14 protein-coding genes are annotated in these 20,423 nt (G+C 62.3%); 1 reads left to right on the top strand and 13 read right to left on the bottom strand.

Annotated features, from left to right (window positions below; genetic code table 11):
* Positions 1-2 precede the first annotated feature (2 nt).
* Positions 3-785, bottom strand: a complete 783-nt coding sequence (locus M7H45_RS09315; protein WP_298216327.1) for an SDR family oxidoreductase — start codon at positions 783-785, stop codon at positions 3-5.
* 51 nt (positions 786-836) lie between these two features.
* On the bottom strand, positions 837-1,877 hold the full coding sequence (locus tag M7H45_RS09310; RefSeq protein WP_298216325.1) for an acyltransferase: 1,041 nt from the start codon (positions 1,875-1,877) through the stop codon (positions 837-839).
* Between the two features lie 158 nt (positions 1,878-2,035).
* Here M7H45_RS09310 and rpmE point away from each other — a divergent pair, with 158 nt between their 5' ends.
* Positions 2,036-2,263, top strand: a complete 228-nt coding sequence (gene rpmE, locus M7H45_RS09305) for a 50S ribosomal protein L31 (RefSeq protein WP_298216324.1) — start codon at positions 2,036-2,038, stop codon at positions 2,261-2,263.
* A gap of 61 nt (positions 2,264-2,324) precedes the next feature.
* Here rpmE and M7H45_RS09300 read toward each other — a convergent pair whose 3' ends face one another.
* The 11 genes from M7H45_RS09300 to treS all read right to left on the bottom strand — a co-directional run bounded on the left by M7H45_RS09300 (position 2,325) and on the right by treS (position 20,419).
* Complete coding sequence (locus tag M7H45_RS09300) at positions 2,325-2,768, bottom strand: hypothetical protein (RefSeq protein ID WP_298216322.1); 444 nt, start codon at positions 2,766-2,768, stop codon at positions 2,325-2,327.
* Positions 2,769-2,791: 23 nt separating this feature from the next.
* Positions 2,792-3,100, bottom strand: a complete 309-nt coding sequence (flgM, locus tag M7H45_RS09295; RefSeq protein WP_298216320.1) for a flagellar biosynthesis anti-sigma factor FlgM — start codon at positions 3,098-3,100, stop codon at positions 2,792-2,794.
* Complete coding sequence (locus tag M7H45_RS09290; RefSeq protein ID WP_298216318.1) at positions 3,097-3,498, bottom strand: flagellar protein FliS; 402 nt, start codon at positions 3,496-3,498, stop codon at positions 3,097-3,099. The genes flgM and M7H45_RS09290 overlap by 4 nt, the downstream gene beginning before the upstream one ends.
* A gap of 3 nt (positions 3,499-3,501) precedes the next feature.
* Complete coding sequence (gene fliD, locus M7H45_RS09285) at positions 3,502-4,887, bottom strand: flagellar filament capping protein FliD (protein ID WP_298216317.1); 1,386 nt, start codon at positions 4,885-4,887, stop codon at positions 3,502-3,504.
* Between the two features lie 69 nt (positions 4,888-4,956).
* Positions 4,957-6,459, bottom strand: coding sequence for a flagellin (locus M7H45_RS09280; RefSeq protein WP_298216315.1), 1,503 nt, complete (start codon positions 6,457-6,459; stop codon positions 4,957-4,959).
* Between the two features lie 82 nt (positions 6,460-6,541).
* Complete coding sequence (treY, locus tag M7H45_RS09275; RefSeq protein ID WP_298216313.1) at positions 6,542-9,265, bottom strand: malto-oligosyltrehalose synthase; 2,724 nt, start codon at positions 9,263-9,265, stop codon at positions 6,542-6,544.
* On the bottom strand, positions 9,262-11,112 hold the full coding sequence (malQ, locus tag M7H45_RS09270) for a 4-alpha-glucanotransferase (protein ID WP_298216311.1): 1,851 nt from the start codon (positions 11,110-11,112) through the stop codon (positions 9,262-9,264). The genes treY and malQ overlap by 4 nt, the downstream gene beginning before the upstream one ends.
* A 65-nt stretch (positions 11,113-11,177) precedes the next feature.
* Entirely contained in the window at positions 11,178-12,908 is a 1,731-nt protein-coding gene (gene treZ, locus M7H45_RS09265) for a malto-oligosyltrehalose trehalohydrolase (RefSeq protein WP_298216310.1), read from the bottom strand.
* Positions 12,905-15,010, bottom strand: coding sequence for a glycogen debranching protein GlgX (gene glgX, locus M7H45_RS09260; protein ID WP_298216309.1), 2,106 nt, complete (start codon positions 15,008-15,010; stop codon positions 12,905-12,907). The genes treZ and glgX overlap by 4 nt, the downstream gene beginning before the upstream one ends.
* A gap of 5 nt (positions 15,011-15,015) precedes the next feature.
* Entirely contained in the window at positions 15,016-17,133 is a 2,118-nt protein-coding gene (gene glgB, locus M7H45_RS09255) for a 1,4-alpha-glucan branching protein GlgB (RefSeq protein ID WP_298216307.1), read from the bottom strand.
* Positions 17,123-20,419 (bottom strand): maltose alpha-D-glucosyltransferase, encoded by a 3,297-nt coding sequence (gene treS, locus M7H45_RS09250; protein WP_298216305.1) that lies wholly within the window; start codon positions 20,417-20,419, stop codon positions 17,123-17,125. The genes glgB and treS overlap by 11 nt, the downstream gene beginning before the upstream one ends.
* Positions 20,420-20,423 lie beyond the last annotated feature (4 nt).

Here is a 20,423-nt window from a genome sequence, read left to right as displayed (position 1 = left end):
GGCTACCCGGCCTCATCGTCGATGACATAGGCGGCGGTGATGCCGCCATCGATCGTATAGGCCGAGCCGGTGATGAAGCTCGCTTCATCCGAGGCAAGAAAGGCGACAAGATTGGCGATTTCTTCCGGCTCTGCAAGCCGGCCCGCGGGAATATAACGACGGCGCAACTTCCAGGCCGCCTCATCGGCCAGGAAAGCCTTGACCAGGGGCGTGGCGGTGGGGCCGGGGCAGATGGCGACGGCGCGCAGGCCACGCCTGGCATACATGATCGCGATTTCCCGCGTCATCGCCAGCACGCCTCCCTTGGCGGCGGTATAGGCGATCTGGGGAAAGGCGGAGCCGACCAATGCGACGATCGAGGCGGTGTTGATGATGACGCCGCGCCCGGATTGCAGCAGGTGGGGGAGGCCGTATTTACAGCCAAGAAACACGGAGGTGAGGTTCGCCGCCAGAGTCTGATGCCAAACAGCGAGAGACGTTTCCACCGGCCCCGCATCATTCCCTAGGCATAGCCCCGCATTGTTGAACAGAACATCCAGCCCCCCGAGGGCGGCGGCTCCCTCAGCGAACATGGCGGCGGCGGCGGTTTCATCGGCGAGATCGCCGATGACCGCGACGGCCTCGCCCCCCTGGCTCTCGACAGCGGCTACGACCGCCGCCGCCGCCGCCGGGTTGATATCGGCGCAGATGAGCCGCGCGCCCTCGGCGGCGCATTTGAGGGCGGCAGCGCGGCCAATGCCGCCGCCTGCTCCGGTGAGGAAGATCCGCTTGCCCGCGAGACGCATGAGAGGCCTTTCAGGAATGGCTCTATACTCTCGCGCGGAGCGACGGCCCCGTCAAAGACCGCTCAGGGCCGGGGCGGGGAGGCGGGGGGCCGTCTTGCGCCGCAGCAAAGGGCGCTCGATGGCGTGATGCAGCAGGGCCGCCAATGCCAGAGAGACCAAAAGCGTCAAAGGCAGGAAAATGAGGCTGAACCCTAGCGCATTCCCCGCCATGCGCGGCGCGAGCCAGAGCGCGGCCAAACGCTCGACCGGCTCGTTCATTAGATAAAGCGGATAAGAGATCGCCCCGAGATACAGCAAGGGGCGTGCGGCCAGGGTCTTGGTCCAGCCCTGGCGCTGGCCGAGCATCAACCCGGCCCAGGCCAATGCCGTAAGGCTCTTGGCTGGGGCGGTGAGTGAAGCGAGAACGCATAGTGCCGCCAGTGCCAGCAGAAACGGGCCGGGACGGCCCGCCAGCACCCAGGCGCGGCTGGCGATGCCGAGCGCGAACCAGCCCGCCGCGTCCGGCAAGAAGGCGCGTGAAAACCCGCCATGGGGAAGGGCCTGATACAGAAAGGCCGCGCCCAGCAGGGCCAAAGAGAAGCTCTCCAACCGGCGCGGCGAGATAAGCGCGATGACCAGGTAGAATTGCCATTCGGTGGAAAGGGACCAGGCAGGGCCGAGGATCGTCATCCAGCCATAAGGGAGCCAGCTTTGTGGTAATGCGCCGTGCAGCAAAGTGAGATGCGCCAGCAGATGCGGCCAAAGGGGGGCGGGCAAGGTGGGGGCAAAGATTTCCCACGCCGATTCCTGCCGCCAGGGCAGGCGGGGCAGAGGGTCGCCCTGGCAGGCGGCCAGCAGGGCGAAACCGAGGGCGAGGATATAAACCGGCAGCAGCCGCCGCGCCCGCGCCGCCATGAAAGGGAAAAAGCGGCCGTTATGGCGCTCCAGCGAGCCGGCGATGACGAAGCCGCTGAGACAAAAGAAGAGATCCACCGCCGCCTGCCCGTGGGCGCAGAGTGCGCCGAGCCAGGGCGGCGCCATGGTCAAAGGCATGGCGTGGCCGAGCAGGACGTAGACAGCCAGCAGCCCCCTCACCCCATCCAAGCTCCGCATGCGTTGCATGCCCACAACTTAAACGGGAATTCAGCTTTAAGCCAGCCATATGGGGGTTTATCCAAGCCGAGCCTTGCTTTTATCCCCGCTCCGGCTTAAGTCAGCCATCTTTCGCGCCGCCGGTCGGGATCGGCGGCTGTTTTGCATGGAGACGCGCGGTGAAGGCCAATATTCATCCGGATTACCACGAGATCACCGTCATCATGACGGATGGCACGGAATTCAAAACCCGCTCCTGCATGGGCAAGCCGGGTGACACGTTGCGGCTGGACATCGATCCGAAATCCCACCCCGCCTGGACCGGCCAGCAGCGCATCGTCGATACGGGCGGCCAGGTCGCCAAATTCAACAAGAAATTCGCCGGGATTGGTCTGCGCAAGGGCTGATTCGCCCCTGGGTTCTCCCCCTGAAGCGCCCATTGGCCTTGCCGTTGGCGCTTTGCCTTATTCAGGCTTCCGCGATGAGCCGGCCGGCTTCTTGCACCCCTAAAGCCTGAAGACCGCGCAAAGCGGCGCTGAGACCCCGGTTGAGTTGCTGGGCGCGCCGATTGGCGGTGACGGAGCGCTTGGCGAAGCGAGAGAGGGCGCCGCGCAGGGCCTCGGCCAGGGCGGCGGCGTCCGTCTGCTCGATATGGCGGAGCTGCGCCGCCGCCGCGGCGAGGTTGGAGACGCCAAGCAGGCCCAGCGCCTCCGCGATCTGGGCGAAGGATGGGGCGGCGGCATTGAGGGCGGCCTCCACATGGGCCGACGCCTCTGATATTTCGTTGGGCTTGCCGGTTAGTAGCAGCGAATCCAAGGATTGCAGCTTGCACGTCAGATCCTCGACGAGCTCGAGTCCATGGCGCAGCAACTCGCCGACCGGCGGTGAGTCCTCAATTTTTGGGAGCGGCACCGGCCGGAAGCTGCCTGAAACGGTCACGCCTGGGTCTCGCGCAGAACCGTGGAGATCGCCTGAGCCAGTGTCTCGGGCGACACGTTATAGCTGCCATTGGCCAAAGCGGATTTGATGGCCGCCACATTCGGCTGGTCTATGCCGGATGCGTCGCGCGCCGCCGCGAGCAGGGCGGTGCTGGCCTGGGCGGCGTTGCTGAGCGTAACGCTATCGGTTTGGGGTGGCACCGCCGGGGTGGTCTTGCTCATATCCTGCGCCGCCTGCGGTTTGGCCGCGGCGCCGGGACCTTCCGCCGCCGCACCGGAGGTGAATTTTTGTATCGTATTACTCATGCGGCCACCATTTTGGCAGAAATTTCATGTTCAGGGGAGGCGCCGGTTTCCCGGCAGAGCAGCGTCAGCGCGGCGTCGTAATCCCGCAGGGCCTCCACGCTGTTTTCCGCGTTGGCGCGCAGTAGGGTAAAGCGCAGAGCGGCATAGACCGTACCCAGGGCCGAACCCAGGGCGGCGCCTTTATCATCGGCGATGATGCCAGAAAGCAGAGTGAGCAGCTCATCGGCGCGGGAGATCATCAGCGCCTTGGTGGCGGGATCATTCGCCTCGATCGCCAAGCGGGCGCGCTGCCCATATTGGCGCAGCGCCCGCCAGCCAGGGCGCAGCCAATGCAGGCCGGGCTCGCCGTCGAACATGGCGGCGCGATAGGTGAGGGTGATATCGTCCATGCCGCTCATGGTTTAACCCGAACCTTTGGAGGAAGAACCGAGGAAAATGCTGAGATAGGCCTTGGTGACGCTCGCCGAGCTCTGCTTGCTGACCGCCGAGGTGTACTGGGCGGATAACGCCCGCAACGTCGCGGAGCTTTGCTTGGTCAGCAGCGTGATTTGCTGCTCGATGGAATTGATTGAAGCGTTCAGGGAATTGGTTTGCGCGGTGATGAAGCCGGTGACGCTGGTGCCGGTGATCGAATCGGCGCTGGAGGCGCCCGTGGCGCTCGCCGCGATGGCGTGGAGGCTGGTGTAGAGTTTGGAAATGAGCTTGCCGACACCGTCGGGATTCTGCGCATAGGCGGTGGAAAAAGAGCTGCTGTTGAATTTGACCGCGCCAGAGCTGGTGATGGAAAGGCCGATGGCGTTGGCGCTGAGGCCGCTGGCCTGGAGGGTGCTGACACTGCTCATCAGCTTGTTGCGGAGATTGGTGGCGGAGAAATTGCCCAGCAATAGCCCGGCCTGGGCGGAAGAGGCCGAAGCGCCGGTTTTGGCGGGAATGTATTTGGTCTGCGCCGAGATGGCGGCCAGCGCCGCGTTGAGGCTGGTGGCGACCTGGGACACGTCGCCCGACAAGCCGGCGGGGGAGGAATTTATGGAGATATCGGCATTGCCGGAGCCGGCGAGGGTGATGGTGACGCCGGCGACGGCGGAGTCCAGCGTGTTGGTGGCGCTGGTCACTGGCACGCCGTTGAGACTAAGCGTGGCGTTGCTCGCCGTTCGCGCCAGAATTTCGCTGCCGGGTGTGGCGCTGCTATAGGAAAACTGGGCCAGCGCGCCGGTGCCGGAGACGGAGAAGGCGGCGCCGCTGCCGGTGCCGCTGCTTTGCAAAACCAGGCGCGCGCCGCCGGTGCTGCTGATGACCGAGGCTTTCACCCCGCCCGCTTGATGATTGATCGCCGCCGCCACATTGTTTAGCGTCAGGCTGCCCGAGCCGAGGGAGATGGTTTCGCTCCCGCCGCCGGCCAGGGTGATGGCGAGTTGGCCCGCCCCGCCGGAAAGGGTGGCGTTGGCCGAGCCGAGCAGGCCGGAATAAATCTCCTGCCCTTTGGCGAGGGCGATATTGGTGAGGTTGTAATTGCCAGTGGCGGCGGTGTTGTCCACGGTGGCGGTGGCGGTGGCGGTGTTGCTGGAGATAACGGCCCGGCTGTTGATCGTGCTGATATCCTTGAGATTGCCGAGACTGTCCGACAGGCTGGACATCGCCCCGGCGATGCTGCCCCAGGCGGAGATCAGCGCCTTATCCGAAGTGACCTCGTTTTGCAGGTTGGTGATGGGCGCCTGAAGCCGCTGCGCCACCGTGGTAAGCTGCGCGGTGATCGCGGAGGAGGAGAGGGCGGATACGGAGGACGTCATGACGCACCTGGAGACAAGGATGAAGCGATGGACCGGGGCCATTTAAGCCCCGGTCCGGTTACCAAACCCTTACGGCAGGAGGGAAAGATAGGCCTGCTGCAACTGGGTGGAGGATTTGAGCGCCGCCACGCCGGACTGCGCCTTGATCTCCTGCTGGGTCAGCTGCGTGCTCACCTGCGGGATATTGGCATCCTGCACGACGCCGAGCGCGGTGGTGATGTTCTGGCTGGAGGTGTTCATGTTGTTGATGTTGGCCGTGAGTCCCTGCTGGACCGCGCCCAGATTGCCCCCCGCGTTATTAAGCGCGGCGAGGGCGTATTTAACCACGTTGATCGCCGCGTTGGCGCCGTCGGTGTTGGAGACATTGATGTCGGCGAGATCGGCCAGGCCCGAATTTCCTTTAACGCCGATGGCGGAGCCATTGCTGACCGAGAAGGCCCCGGAAGATTGCAGCTGCACTTGCCCTTGAATGACGCCAGCGGCATTAGTGGAGCTCAGCGTAACGCCAGCAACGGCGGTGCCGTCCGCTTTCACTTGCGTCAAACTACCCGAGCTGACGCCCGTGATGTTGATGTTCTGACCGGCCGCCTGGGTCAGCACGAGATTGCCATTTTTGTCGAGGGCGGCGGTGATGCCGCTGGTCGAGGTTTGGCTGTTGATTTCTGAGACCACCCCCGCCGCGGAGGAAGCGACGATCGTCTGTTTCGTGCCGATCGCGCTGCCGGCGGCGCTCCCCTTTGCCGCCTGGATGCTAAAGGAATATTGCTGATTGGAAGAGCCGGCGGTAAGTTTGAAGGTTGCCTTGGTGTAGGCCTGGGCCTGGACACCACCTTGGTTGGACAGAGTGTTGATGGCGGAGGCGAGCGAGGCGGCGGATTCTCCGGCTGTGGATGCCACTTTCTGGGTACCGCCATTGGCGCCGGTGATGGTGGCGGAGCCGGCGGCGAACGCCGCGCCTGTGGTCGCTACCGTTACCGCGCCGCTGCCGAAGGCCCCATCTTTGGCACTGCCATTCGTTCCTTTATAAGTTGTAGCAAGTGCGGAGGAGTGCCACATGCCGATCTTACTGGCATCGGTGCTGCCGATGGTCAGGGTCGTCGTCTGCCCTTCATTGGCGCCAACCTGAAACTGCACCCCGTTGAAGGTGCCGTCGAGCAGATTGATGTTATTGAATTGGGTCTGCTTGGAGATGGTGCTGATCTGGCTGGTCAGCTGCCCCGCCAGGGTCTGCAGGGACTGCGCCTCGGCCGGGGTCTGCGTGCCGTTGGCCGCCTGTACGGCGATGGAGTTGAGCTGCTGGGCGATGCCGATCTGCTGGCCGATGGCGCCCTGCGCGGTCTGCAGCAGCGAGACGGCTTGATTGGCGTTGGAGGTGGCCTGGCTCAACCCGTTCAACTGCGAAGTGAAGCCCTGGGCGGTGATATACCCGGCCGGGTTATCGGCGGGGGAGTTGATGGACAGGCCGCTGGCCAGCTGGTTCTGCAGGCTGCTGGTGATGTTGGAGGTCTGGGCGATGGCGTTGAGCGCTTGCAGCGCCCCGGTATTGGTCATGATGGAGCCGACGGCGGACATGAAAATCTCCTTGGTTGGGGTTGCCGTACCCCTACATTCGCCCTCCGGTTGAAAAGTTTTCGTGACCGCCTGAAAAATTGTATCAGCCGCTCTCGGGCCGGGCGAGCACCGCCACCGGCAGGGTGGAGAACAATGTCTCCAGCGGAATGACACCATTCTTTTGGACATCCTGCCCGGTGAGGCGATCCCGCCATGGGCCCGCGCCGATCTCCAGCGCCGTGCCGCGCCAGAACGAGGCGGGAAGCAAAGGCTCCCGCAGCCCTTGCCGCCCGGCCAGCCGGGTGACGGCGGCGACCAGCGACTGGCCTTCATGATCCCGGCGGAAGGCGAGAACATGCGCGGCCTGGGGGCCTTGCGCCCGCAATGGCGTGTAGCCGCCCGCCGCGAAGAGAGCGGGAAGTGCCCGCCGCGCCGCCAGCAACCGGGCGATCACCGTCTGCTTCACCGCCCCGGTCCGCCAGCCCGTCACGCCGGTTTCCGGACAGGCAAGGGCGGCGGCGCGGGCCGCGAAATCCACCGCGCGGCGGTTATCCGGGTCGACAAAGCTCTGGTCCCAGAACTCGGTCCCTTGATACAGGTCCGGCACGCCCGGCACGGTGAGGCGCAGCACCGTCTGGGCGAGACCGTTGACGGCGCCCGCCGGGGCGATGCGCGCGGCGAAGGTAGCCATCTCCTTGAGCGCCGGGCGATCGGGATCGAAACAGGCGTGCAACAAGGTGGTGGCGGCGGCCTCATAGGCTTCGTCCGGCGCGGCCCAATCCGTATGGAGCTTGGCCTCGCGCAGCGATTTCTCCTGCCAGGCGGCGACGCGCTCCGCATACGCCTTCAACCCGGCCCCGTCATCGATGGCGAGGGAAAGCGGCCACCCCGCGACGATCATCTGGTACAACATCAGCTCATCCGCAGGGCAGGGGGCGGCACCGGACCGGAGACCGGCGTTGAGCTTCATCCAGCGCGTGGTTTCCCGCTCCCATTCCTCGGGAATTTCCGACAAGACGGCGAGGCGGGCGCGCGTGTCCTCCCCGCGCTTGTGGTCGTGGGTGGCGGTGGCGAGCAGGGCTCCGGGCAGAGTCTCGGCGCGCCGGGCCATGGCGGCGTGAAACGCCTCGGGGCTTAAGGAGAATTGTTCCGGATTGGCCCCCACCTCATTGCGCGAAAGCAGGCGGCCGAAGCGGTAGAAGGCGGTATCCTCCACGGATTTCGCCGCCGTGGGAGCGGAAAGCTGCTGGAAGGCCCGCATCGCCCGCAGGCGTTCTTGCCGCGCCGGGCCGGGGGGCAGGGCGCGCGGCGCCTCCGCCAGCAGCCAGCGGCGCAGCAAGGCCAGAACAGGCCGCGCCGAGTGGCGGCAGGCGCGCTCAGCCTCTTGCAAGGCGCGGTCGAATTGCTGGATATCGGCCGGGCCGCCCCCCGCAGCGCTGGCGTAAATGCGATATACGGGGAAATGCGCGAGCAATTCCTCCAGCCCCCGGCGCAGAGCCTCCTGCGTGTAATCCCGTGTATCGGGGTCGCCCTGCGCGATGCCGTGCAGGCGCCCAGCCAGGCTATTCAGCTCGGCGGCCAGATTCTCCCGCAGGATCTGGCGGCGGGCGCGTTCCTCCTCCACCGCGAAAATTCCCGGCCGCCCGGTCTGGCGCGCCCAGGCGGCGGTGAGCGGTCCCGCGCCTTCCGGATCATGGAGGAGCGCGCCCACCTCGTTCATGAAATCATAACCGGTGGTGCCGTCGGTACGCCATTTCGGCTCGAGGGTTTCGTCCGCGCCCAGGATTTTCTCGACCACGATATAAGGCTCGCCCTGAGCCGCCTCAGCCGGGCGCCGGCTGGTCATAGCCGCCATGGCCCGCCGCAGCTTGCGTGTATAGGCGCCGGGGTTTGCCAGCCCGTCCACATGGTCGATGCGCACGCCGTCGATCAGCCCCTCGGCGTAAAGCTCGAGAATGAAGCGATGGCTGGCCTCGAACACCTCTGGCCGCTCCGCCCGCAGCCCCGCCAGGGTGTTGATGTCGAAGAAGCGGCGCCAGTTGATCTCATCCCCGGCGGTGCGCCACCAGGCGAGGCGGTAATGCTGCTGATCCAGCAATTCGCCCAGGCGCTCCGGGGCGGAGAGAGCGTCGAGCACGGGCTGGATCGCAACCGCTTGAGCGGCGAACCGGCGCATCTCCTGTTTGGCGGAAAGGACCGCGGCGGCGGGGTCGGCCTGGGCCGCCGCCCGGGCGAAAGCCTCCGCCAACTCCCCGCCGCCGGGAATTTCTCCCAGCACCACCGAGGTGCTGGCGGGTGAAAGCGGAAATTCATTCTCGTAATAGGAAAAGTGAAACCCGCCTTTTTCCTGGTCAAGCCGAAGCTTGATCGTTCTGGCCGAGAGAACCTCCCCATAGGGAGCCTCGAGAAACGGGGCGAGAATTTTGCCGCGCAGGGAGGGGGCGGCGGTTTGCCAGTCGATATCGAAAAACGCCGCGTAACGGCTCTTTTCTCCAAATTCCAGCACGTCCTGCCACCAGGCATTGCCCGTGCCGACACCCATATGGTTGGGCACGATATCTAGCAACAGGCCCATATGTTCCGCGCGCAGGGCCGCGACGAGGCGGCGCAGGGCAGGAAGGCCGCCGAGTTCCGGATTGATGGAACCGGGGTCCATGACATCATAACCATGCATTGAGCCGGGCCGGGCGGTGAGCAAAGGCGAGGCATAGAGATGCGAGACGCCGAGCTTGGCGAAATAGGGGATGAGCGGGAGCGTGTGCTCCAGCGTGAATTCCTTATTGAATTGCAGGCGAAGCGTGGCGCGGGGGATCGTGGTAAGCATCATGACACCTGTTGACGGGCGGTATGGAGAGCTGCCAGACGCGCGCGCAAATCCGGCCGGCTGAAGAGTTCCTGGGCGGTGCCGGGCAAGCGGCGGCGCCAATTGGGGTGCTCGGTGGTGCTGCCCGGCAGGTTGGGCGCCTCGCGGGAGGAAAGCGCGTCCTCGACCGGCAACAAAGCGATATGACAGGCGGTTTTGCCGATATGCTGGGACGCGGCGGCGGTGACCGGCAATGGGTCATCCTCGGCGGGCTGCGGGGCGGAGGTGGCCCCTGATTTACGGAACGCCGTCCACAGAGCCCGGCGCGCGGCGGCCCGTTCCGGCTTGCTTTCAGCGGCCAGGCCAAGCCGCGCCCGCCATTCCAGATCCCGCCCCGTCCACCATCCCGCCACGGTGGGCAGATCATGGGTGGTGGTCATCGCCGCGGCCTCGGGGGTCCAGCGCGCGGGGGCGCGGAAGCCGCTTCGCGTCCGCTCGAACCACATCACCCGCATGCCGCCAATGCCGGCTGCGGCGAGCTGGGGCTGGAAGCCCGCGGGCACGGTACCAAGATCCTCCCCGACCAGAACGGCGCGGTGCCGGTGGGATTCCAGTACCAGCAGCCGTAACAGATCCGGGAAGGGCATGGCGAGATAAGCGCCCTCCGCCGGCCCCCGCCCGGGCGGGATCACCCAAAGGCGCATGAGGCCCAGCGCGTGATCCACGCGCAGCCCTCCCGCGTGATGCAAGGCGTGCCGGACCATTTCCAGGAAACCGGCAAAACCGCTGCGCCGCAGCCCCGCCGGCGAGAAGGCGGTTATGCCCCAGCCCTGCCCCTCGCGATTGAACAGATCTGGCGGCGCGCCCAGTTCCAGCCCGCCCAGAACCTCATCCTGCCGGCTCCAGCAATGGCTGCCCGAGGGGTCGGTGCCGACGGCGAGATCCGCAATGAGCCCGATGCGGGCACCCGCCCCGCGCATGGCGTTTTGCGCGCCCGCCAGGCCCTGGGCGGCGCGCCATTGCAGCCAGGCATGGAACGCGACGGTTTGCGCATGGGCCGCCATGAAGTCCCGCACGGCGGAAGAGTCGGGGTCGCGATAGGCCTCCGGCCAGGTGCGCCAATCGCAGGAGGTGCCGCCCAGCGCGCCAAAATGCTCGGCCAGCGCCTCGAAAATGGCGTGACGCTCCAACCCGACGCCGCCTTGGGCGCGAAACGCCTCCAAGCCCCGCCAATCCGTGACCACCTCGAAATCCCGGCGAAGCAGGGCAAGCTTGCGCCGGGAGGCGGCTGGCCAGTCTATAAGGTCGCCTGCCTCATCCCGCCCCTCGCGGGCGATGTGCAGCACGTTGAGCGCCACCCGGCTGGAGGGCGAGTAAGGCGCGTAACGCGTCACGTCCGAGGTGAACATGGCATGGACCGGGCTCAGCAACAGAGCGGAGGCGCCCTGTTTCGCCGCCGCCTGGGCAAAGCTTTTGAGAGCCTCGAAATCGCCGATGCCACCATCCCGCGCCCGGCGCAAAGCGTAGAGCTGCACGGTGAGGCCCCACAGCTTGGCGCCTTGGCCCGCATCTTCCAGGCTGAAGCCCCGCCGGGGGGCCACCGCCACGGTGAAGGCGTGGGTTCTCGTCTCCAGCCGGTGATAACCGGGCGTCCCGATGGCGGGCAGGAGCGCCTGACGCCCCTGTTCCTCCAGCGTCATATCCATCGTGGCGCCGTCTTCCAGCCGTAGCCGGGCCGCGCCGGGGCGGCAGGGAAGCAAAACCGGCTCGTCCAGCCAGGAGGTCACCAGCGGGGGCGGAGAGCGCGCTTCGCCATCCTCGCCCAGCGCTTCCAAAATCGCCCGCAGGCTGGCATCGCTCACGGTTTGCATCCTCCCGCCGGCATCCTTCCATCGCCGGCGCAACCCCGCCCGGGCGGCGGTGCGGTGAAGGTTGCTCACAGGGCGAGCCAGAGGCAGGTGGTGAAAGCCGGCAGGCTAGGCCCCGCCTGTGGCCCAAAGATCAGGCGGCCAGGACCAGCCTCCACCGCCACAGGGGTAGCGCCGAGATTACAGGCCAGGGTCAGTTCCGCGCCGTCGCCCATCCGCCACGTGGCCCGCACGGCGTGGGTGGAGAGGGGGTGCGCCCCCGTGCTCATGCACCCGGCCAGGCGGGGGGCGATCTCCCGGGCGCGCAAAGACAGACAATCCCGGTAAAACCGCGTCCATTCATTCTCCACGAATTGAGGGCGGCTCGCCTCGTAGGTGGATTCGCTGTTGGGGTCGGGAATTTTTTCCCGCTGGGCCGGATCCGCGAAAGCGGGGAATTTAGCGAATTCCTTGCGCCGGCCCTCCGTGACCAATTTCCGCAATTCATCGTGATGGTCGGTGAAGAACAAAAAGGGCCTCGTCTCCCCGTATTCCTCACCAAAAAACAGCATGGGGATTTGGGGCGTGAATAAAAGCAGCGCCGCGGCAGCCCGCAGCGCCTCCGGACCGGCCAGCCGCGTCAGACGCTCACCAAAGGCGCGATTGCCGATTTGGTCGTGATTTTGCAGGCAATTGACGAAGGCGGTGGTGGGTAGATGGGCGCTGGGCGTGCCACGCTTCTTGCCTCCGGCATGCGGCGATGGCTCGCCCTGATAGGCGAAGCCCTCCGCCAGGCAGCGGGCCAGCAGCCGGGAGGCGTCCTGAAAATCCTCGTAATAGGCATCTTTCTCGCCGGTAAGCAGCACGTGCACGCAATGGTGGAAATCGTCATTCCATTGGGAATCGAAACGATCATTCCCGCCGCCGAGGAGAGAGGCGTCATTTTCCTCATTCTCCAGGATGAGATGAACGTGCCTGCCTGTTGCCGCCCTGCGGATGGCGTGAGCAAGTTCGTGCAAAAATGACTTATCGGCGATGGCGTGCACGGCGTCGAAGCGCAGACCGTCGAACCGGTAGTCACAGACCCATTGGAGGGCATTGTCGATGAAGAAATCCCGCACCGGGCGCCGGCTGAAATCAATGGCCTCGCCCCAGGGGGTGGTGATGTCCGGCCGGAAGAAATCCTTGGCGTAAAGGGGCAGATAGTTGCCGTCGGGTCCGAAATGATTATACACCACATCCAGGAAAATCTGCAGCCCATATCCGTGCGCGGCGTCCACCAAGGCCTGCAATTCGGCAGGCGTGCCGTAGGCCCGGTCCGGCGCGTAGGGCAGCACGCCGTCATATCCCCAATTGCGGCGGCCAGGAAAATCCGCGATGGGCATGAGCTGAACAGCGGTGACGCCCAGCGCCGCGAGGCGCGGCAATTGGGCGGCGATGCCCGCGAAGCCGCCGCACAGCCCGGGATGCAGCTCATACACCACCGTCTCGGCCAGGGGCCTGCCCCGCCAGGAGGCGTGCTGCCAGGAATAGGAAAGATCGGTAACCAGGCTTGGGCCATGAACGTCGTCGAGCTGGGCGCGGGAGGCAGGATCGGGCACTAATGTTTCGTTGTTGATCCGGTATTGGTAAGCCGTGCCCGCCGGGGCGCGTCCGCTGGCTTGCCACACGCCTTGCCCATCCGGCGCGGCTTTGAGAACCGCGCCATTAGCCAGAATGACTTCCACCGCATTGGCTTGGGGAGCCCAAAGCCTGAAGAGGGTCTGCTCAGCCGTGGTGGGAACGGCGCCGAAATGGGGGCGGACGGGTTTGGCTGTCATATGGGACTCGCGGTTAGGAGGAGAACACTGCGGGGGTCGACGTGAATCACTTCTTGCGGGAGGATTTCCGATCTTTCCGGCGCCGCGCTATCAATCAATAGAATCCAGCCCAGTTCAGGATTGGGAAGGATGAATTCGCGCGAGGCATTCGAACCGTTAAAAATGGTCAAGGTTATGTCGAGCGTGTCATTATCCCGTGTCGCCCGGCGCAGGGAGAACATTTGCGCCGCGGGGTCCAGCCAGGCGGCGGCGTCCAGAAGGCGTCCGGTTTCATCGAACCAGGCCACATCGACGATGCCAGGCAATATTTCCGCCGTGCCGTGGAGAAAATGGCGGGGCCGCAGGCTGGGATGCGCGGCGCGCAGGGCAATGAGCCGGACGGTGAAACCGAAAAGAGACTGAGCGGACGAGCGAGACTCACCGAGCAGGCCCGACCAGTCCAACCAGGAAATTTCATTATCCTGGCAGTATGCGTTGTTATTGCCTTGCTGAGTGCGTCCCATCTCGTCCCCCGCCAGGAACATGGGGGTGCCATGGGAAAAAAACAAAGTGGCAAGCAAGGCCCGCTTGGTGGTTTCGCGCGCGAGGGTGATAGCCTCATCCTCGCTGGCGCCTTCTACCCCGTGATTGAGAGAAAAATTCTCGGGATGGCCATCCTGATTATCCTCGCCATTGGCCTCGTTGTGCCGTTCGGAATAAGAAACCAAATCCTGGAGGGTGAAACCGTCATGCGAGCAAAGGTAATTAATGCTTGCGCGGGGGCCGCGATGAAATTTGTCGAAAATCTCGCTCGATCCCATCAGGCGCTTGGCGAGCTCGGCGCGCTGGCCAAGGTCGCCCCGCCAGAAGCGGCGCACGGTATCCCGGTAACAATCGTTCCATTCGCTGAAACCGGGCGGATGATTGCCGAGCTGGTAGCCGCCCGGGCCGATATCCCAGGGTTCGGAGATTAACTTGACGCCGGCGAGGACGGGGTCCTGGCGAATGGCGTCGAAGAAACCTGAAAATGGATCGAATCCATAAGGTTCGCGTCCCAATGTGACGCCGAGATCGAAGCGGAACCCATCGATATGGTACGATTCCACCCAATAGCGCAGGGAATCCATGACCATCTGCAGGACCCGGGGGTGGGATATGTTCAAGGTGTTTCCACACCCCGTGTCATCCACCAGATAGCGCGGCGCGCCATCCACGCCGCGGTAATAGGAAAGACTGTCCAGCCCGCGCCAGGAAAGGGTGGGGCCTTTTTCGCTGCCCTCGCACGTGTGGTTATAGACGACGTCGAGAATCACCTCGATGCCCGCAACATGAAGTTTACGCACGGTCTCGCGAATTTCATCGAGAGTGCCGTCTGGGCCGCCGAGATAAGAGGGCTCCGGAGCGAAGTAGGCAAGGGTGGAATATCCCCAATAATTACTGACCCCCCGTTTGAGCAAAAAATTTTCCTGCAGGAAGGCATGAACCGGCAGCAACTCGATGGCGGTGACGCCGAGGCTGTGAAGATATTCGATCATCCATGGGTTTCCGAGCGCGGCAAAACGGCCACGCTCGCTTTCCTCGATTTCAGGATGTTTGATGGTCAGGCCTCGCAAATGGGCCTCGTAAATCACGGTCTCGTCCCAGCCCCGGCGGGGCGGCGCGCCCGGTCCCCATTCAAATTTCTCATGCACCACCATGGCTTTGGGCATGAAGCCGGCTGAATCTCGCCGGTCATAAGAAAGATCCTCGCGCGGGGAGCCGATATGATAGCCAAATAGCGCATCCGACCAGCGCAGCCGCCCAGCCAGTTTGCGCGCATAGGGGTCGAGCAAAAGCTTGTGCGGGTTGAAGCGATGCCCCGCCTCGGGAATGTAAGGTCCGTGGGCACGAAACCCATATAACAAGCCGGGCCGCGCCTGGGGGAGATAGCCGTGAAAAACCTGCTCCGTGCATTCCGGCAGGGTCTCGCGGCGCAATTCCCGCCGGCCCGACGCATCGAATAGGCAGAGTTCGATCCGTTGGGCATGGGCCGAGAACACGGCGAAATTGACCCCCAGCCCATCCCAATGGGCGCCAAGCGGGTAATGGGAGCCGCGTCCCAGCGGTTGCTTAGTCCAGGGCATTCCGTTTAGGCCATACGCAGATAAATAACGCCAAGGGGCGGCAAGGTAAGGTTGAGAGATGCCGGTTGCCCATGCGCCGGTATGGGTTCCGCGGTAAGCGTGCCGCCATTACCAACGCCAGAGCCGCCAAAGCCCTGGATGTCGGTATTCAAAAACTCCCGCCATTGCCCGGCGGGCGCGCCGACCCGGTACTCATGGCGCGGCACGGGCGTGAAATTGCAAATCACCAGGACAGTGGTTCCATCATTTCCATAGCGTAAAAACGCAAACACGCTTTGCTGATAATCATCCCCCACTACCCAGGAGAAGCCCGCGCTGTCGAAATCCCGCTCATACAAGGCGGGCGTGTTGCGCACGGCCTGGTTGAGCTCACGGACGAGGGACTGGACGCCGCGATGATGGTCGTACTGCAGAAGCCACCAGGGCAGTTCGGATTCATGATTCCACTCGGTCGGCTGACCGAATTCACAGCCCATGAACAAAAGCTTCTTGCCGGGATGCGCCCACATGAAAGCGAGATAGGCGCGCAAATTGGCGAAGCGCTGCCAGTCATCTCCTGGCATCCGGCCGAGCAAGGAACGTTTGCCGTGCACCACCTCATCATGTGAAATGGGCAGAATAAATTTTTCTGAAAAAGCGTAAACCAGACCAAAGGTCATTAAATTATGATGATAGCTTCGGTAGACCGGGTTTTCCTGCATGTAAGACAGCGTGTCATGCATCCAGCCCATGTTCCATTTATGGGTAAAGCCCAGACCGTTTCCTTGCGGTGGCGCGGTGACGCCAGGCCAGGCGGTGGATTCTTCCGCAATGAGAAACGCGCCCGGACAGCTCTCCTGCACGATCTGGGAAAGTTCCTGCAAGAATTGAACGGCTTCGAGATTCTCGCGCCCCCCGTAAATATTGGGAACCCATTCACCGGGTTGGCGGGAGTAATCACGGTACAGCATCGAGGCCACCGCATCCACGCGCAACCCGTCCACGCCATATTGGCGGAGCCAGTATAAGGCGCTGGCGATCAGGAATTCTCGCACCTCCAATCGTCCTAAATTATAAATCAACGTGTTCCAGTCCCGGTGGAAACCCTCCCTGGGATCTTGGTGCTCGTAAAGATGGGTGCCGTCGAACAAGGCAAGACCATGCGCGTCGGAGGGAAAATGAGCGGGCACCCAATCCAGTATCACGCCGATGCCGGCCTGATGACAGGCTTCGACGAAACGGGCGAACCGCTCCGGTGAACCCATCTCCGGCATTGGCGCAAACTGGCTGAGTGGCTGATATCCCCAGGAGCCGCCGAAAGGATGCGCCATGACCGGCAGTAATTCTATGTGGGAATAACCGAGATCCACGACGTAGGGGATCAGCCGTTCCGCCAGCTCATCCCAATCATAAGACCGGCCATCATGATGCTTCATCCAGGATGTCGCATGGACTTCGTAGATCATCAGAGGCGCGTTAAGCGGCGCATAGCTGGGCCGGGGCGGCGGGGTCCATACCGGGGCGACAATGGAGGCGGTGCCCGGCGGCAGTTCCGCCTGACGGGCGATGGGGTCAGCTTTCAAGGGAAGCAGGCCGTGCGGGCCAATAATTTCATATTTATAATATTCACCGGGACCTAGACGGGGAATGAACAATTCCCAGATTCCGGAATTTCTCCGGCGCATAGGGTGGCGCCGCCCGTCCCAGCTGTTGAAGTTACCGACCACGGAGACGCGTTGGGCGTTAGGCGCCCATACCGCGAAGCGAACCCCGGGAACATCTTCCACACGCATGGGAAGCGCGCCCAGGCAATCCGCCAGATTGTGATGCTTACCCTCCGCCAGGAGGTAGAGATCGAAATCTGATAGCAACAATCCGAAGCTATACGGGTCCTCGGTCTCCTGTATCGCGCCGCCCCAATCGATTTGTAGAACATAAGGTTCCTGATTTTTATTAGTCGCCTCAAAAAGAGCATCACTTATTTTTCTTGCGTGATCTATGACGTTGCCACTGGTGCGGCCTTTTAGCGTTACCGCCTGGGCGCCGGGTAATAACACGCGCACGATGTCTCCATGCGGCCCAAGAAGCGAGAATGGATCACCGTGGCGGCCTTGCTCCAAGGCGATGAGGGCGTCATCGAGCATTTTGCAACTCCCGGTTCATCGTTTGGGTGATGAGCGCTTCTATGCCCTTGAGAGGAATACCAAGCCAGCTTGGCCGGTTCGCCGCTTCATAACAGATTTCGTAAGCGGCTTTTTCAATGAGGAACAAGGTCAGGAGATCTTCCATCGCCTTCGGTTCAAGCGCAACGGCATAATGGGCTTTAATGACCTCCATATAGGAGCGAAGAAATTCATCATGCATATTATCGACAAAGCGGCTCACCACGCTGGTGGATTGCTCTTTTTCCGGCGTGACGGGGCCATGCTGCGCTGCCGCCGCGGCGTAGTCAAAAGAGCGCAGCAAACCGGCGACGTCCCGCAAGGGTGAGCTTTTGCGCCTGCGCTCCGGAAGGGGTTTCGCGGGTTCGCCCTCAAAATCGATGATAAATACATCGTCGCTTGACACGAGAACTTGGCCAAGATGAAAATCGCCGTGAATACGCGTCGCCAGAGTGCCTTGAGCGGCGGCGGCAAGTTTGGGCAGGAGAGCTTGTATCCTCTCAGCGGCGCTCAGCAGGCGTTGAGCCCTGTCGCCGGTTTCACGGTCACTGAACTCCTTGGTGTTTTGCAGAATATCCACGGCTTTCCGGAACTGGCTTACCGACATGTCACCCCAATTCCGTGCATCTTCCGCAGAGACTTTGTCGGGAGCAAAATCGGGGTTATCGGTTGGTTTCGCCAACACAACATGCAGTTCCGCGAGCCTTGTGCCAACGGCGCGGGCGAAGCTCCGGTAGTTACTAAGCTGGTGGGCGTCCTCAGCCTCGTCGCGTCCTTCCATACCGCCCATATCAATGAGGCGGCTCAGATAATTCAATGTAACCTGCCAGGCATCTCCTTGGTTTTCTCGGAATTGTTGAGCTACCATAAGGGAGCAGGAGGTCTCGTCATTCTTCCATTCCGCCACTTCACCCAATAGGGCGGGTGTATTTTTATAGCCGTTTTGGGTCAGGTATCGCGTCATCTCGATCTCGGGGTTCACCCCGGCATAATAATGGCGGATGAGCTTTAAAATCACCTTGCGATCGACGATGAGCGAGCTGTTGGATTGTTCGGCTGAAAGCCTGCGGATTTCTGGATTATCTGAAAGCTTGATTTCCGACAATGGCGCTTCAGCAATAAAGCGAAGCTCGCCTTCCGGCAGTTTTGCTATCGCATTGTTCTGTAAGCCCCGAACGATTCCGAAAGCGAAAGCGTCCATCGCAAAGGCGTCGGTGAGATATCCGGTGCGCCGCCCTTGCCGTACCCGCCCGAGAGCAAGCTGAGCCGGCAGCGGTGCGTTCGTCTCGCCATCCCAGCAAATTCCCAAGGGCAAATTATAATATTCAACGTCATCACCGAAACGTACCTCAAGACCAGTTACAAGAAAACCTGGCAGTTCGGCAACCGGTTGGGTGCGGGTTAGAGTCACGCTGTCGATGGATCGATCCTTAGCGCCAAACCACCGCCGGCGCGCCAGATAAGATGGCAGAATATCGGTTTCGAGCAATGCCCTGTCTGGGGGCTGCGCTACATCCTGAATGCCCTTACGGATTACCAAAGTAAGAAGCTCTGGAAGCGGGACGGATGGCTTGACGTGCCAGGGCGGCAGGGCCTCTTCATTCGCTAAAATGAACCAATAGAATGCGAAGGGAGGTAGGGTCAACAGATAGGTCAGCTGGCCAATGGCGGGGAAGCCGGACGTACCGATGAGATCAACCGGCACACGGCCCTCGAACTCGGAAAGATCGAGCTCCACCGCTTGAGCGTTTCTGGAAAGATTGGAAACGCAAAGTATGATTTCTTCCTGCCCATCCTCATTTTTAAACCGGCGCAAATAGGCAAGGATTTTACGGTTACCGGGATAAAGAAATTTCTGCGTTCCCCTGCCGAATGCGCGGTGGCGCTTGCGCACGGCCAGCATCCTCCGGTTCCAATTGAGAAGGGAATATTGGTCAGCCATTTGCATTTCGACATTCACGGCCTGGTAGCCATAAAGCGCATCCATGATGGGCGGCAGAACCAGCTGGGCGGGATTGGCGCGGGAAAAACCTCCGTTGCGGTCGGCTGACCATTGCATCGGCGTGCGTACGCCGTCGCGATCCCCCAAATGGATATTATCGCCCATGCCGATTTCATCGCCATAATAAAGCACGGGCGTGCCGGGCATGGAGAGAAGCAGGCTGGTCATGAGTTCGATTCGTCGCCGGTCGCGATCCATCAGCGGCGCCAGACGGCGCCTTATGCCCAGATTGAGCCGGGCGCGAGGGTCCATGGCATAGGTATTCCATAAATAATCGCGCTCGGAATCCGTCACCATTTCCAGCGTGAGTTCGTCATGGTTCCGTAGAAAGACCGCCCATTGGCAGTTGGGAGGGATCTCGGGCGTCTGTCGCATGATATCGGTAATCGGATAGCGATCCTCCTGCGCGATCGCCATATACATCCGCGGCATGAGGGGAAAATGAAATGCCATATGACATTCATCGCCGTTTCCGAAATATTGCTGAGCGTCCTCCGGCCATTGATTGGCCTCGGCAAGCAGCATGCGTCCAGGTGCGTGGGCGTCGAGCGCCGCCCGGATCTCCTTCAAAACCGCATGGGTTTCAGGCAGGTTCTCATTATTCGTTCCTTCGCGCTCGATGAGATAGGGAACGGCATCAAGACGGAGGCCATCGACACCAAGATCAAGCCAGAACCGCATGATTTTCAAAACTTCGTGCCGCACACGCGGGTTGTCGAAGTTCAAATCCGGCTGATGCGAGTAGAAGCGGTGCCAGTAAAACGCCCCGGCTTCCTCGTCCCAGGTCCAGTTGCTCTTTTCGGTATCCAAAAAAATGATGCGCGTTTGGTCATATTTTTTATCCGTCTCGGACCATACATAGAAATCTCGATAGACGGAGCCTGGCTTTGCCTTACGCGCGCGCTGAAACCAGGGATGCTGATCAGAGGTATGGTTGATCACCAGCTCCGTGATCACCCGGATCTTGCGCTCATGCGCCGCGCGGATGAAGGCTCTTACATCGGCCATGGTTCCATAATTCGGATGCACGTTCCGGTAATCGGAAATATCGTAACCATCGTCGCGCCCCGGCGAGGGATAAAAGGGTAACAGCCAGATCGCCGTCGCGCCCAGCCCTGCAATATAATCGAGCTTTGAGATCAAGCCAGGAAAATCGCCGATGCCATCATCGTTCGAATCGAAAAAGGATTTGATATGCAATTGATAGATGATCGCGTCCTTATACCATTGCGGATCATCACCGGTGGGAGGCAGGGGTTTTTTCATGGTT

The sequence above is a fragment of the Acidocella sp. genome, assembly GCF_027352905.1.
In the GTDB taxonomy this organism is placed as follows: domain Bacteria; phylum Pseudomonadota; class Alphaproteobacteria; order Acetobacterales; family Acetobacteraceae; genus Acidocella.
The sequence above is the reverse complement of the archived record's forward strand: the minus strand, read 5'-3'. Positions and strand labels throughout refer to the sequence as shown.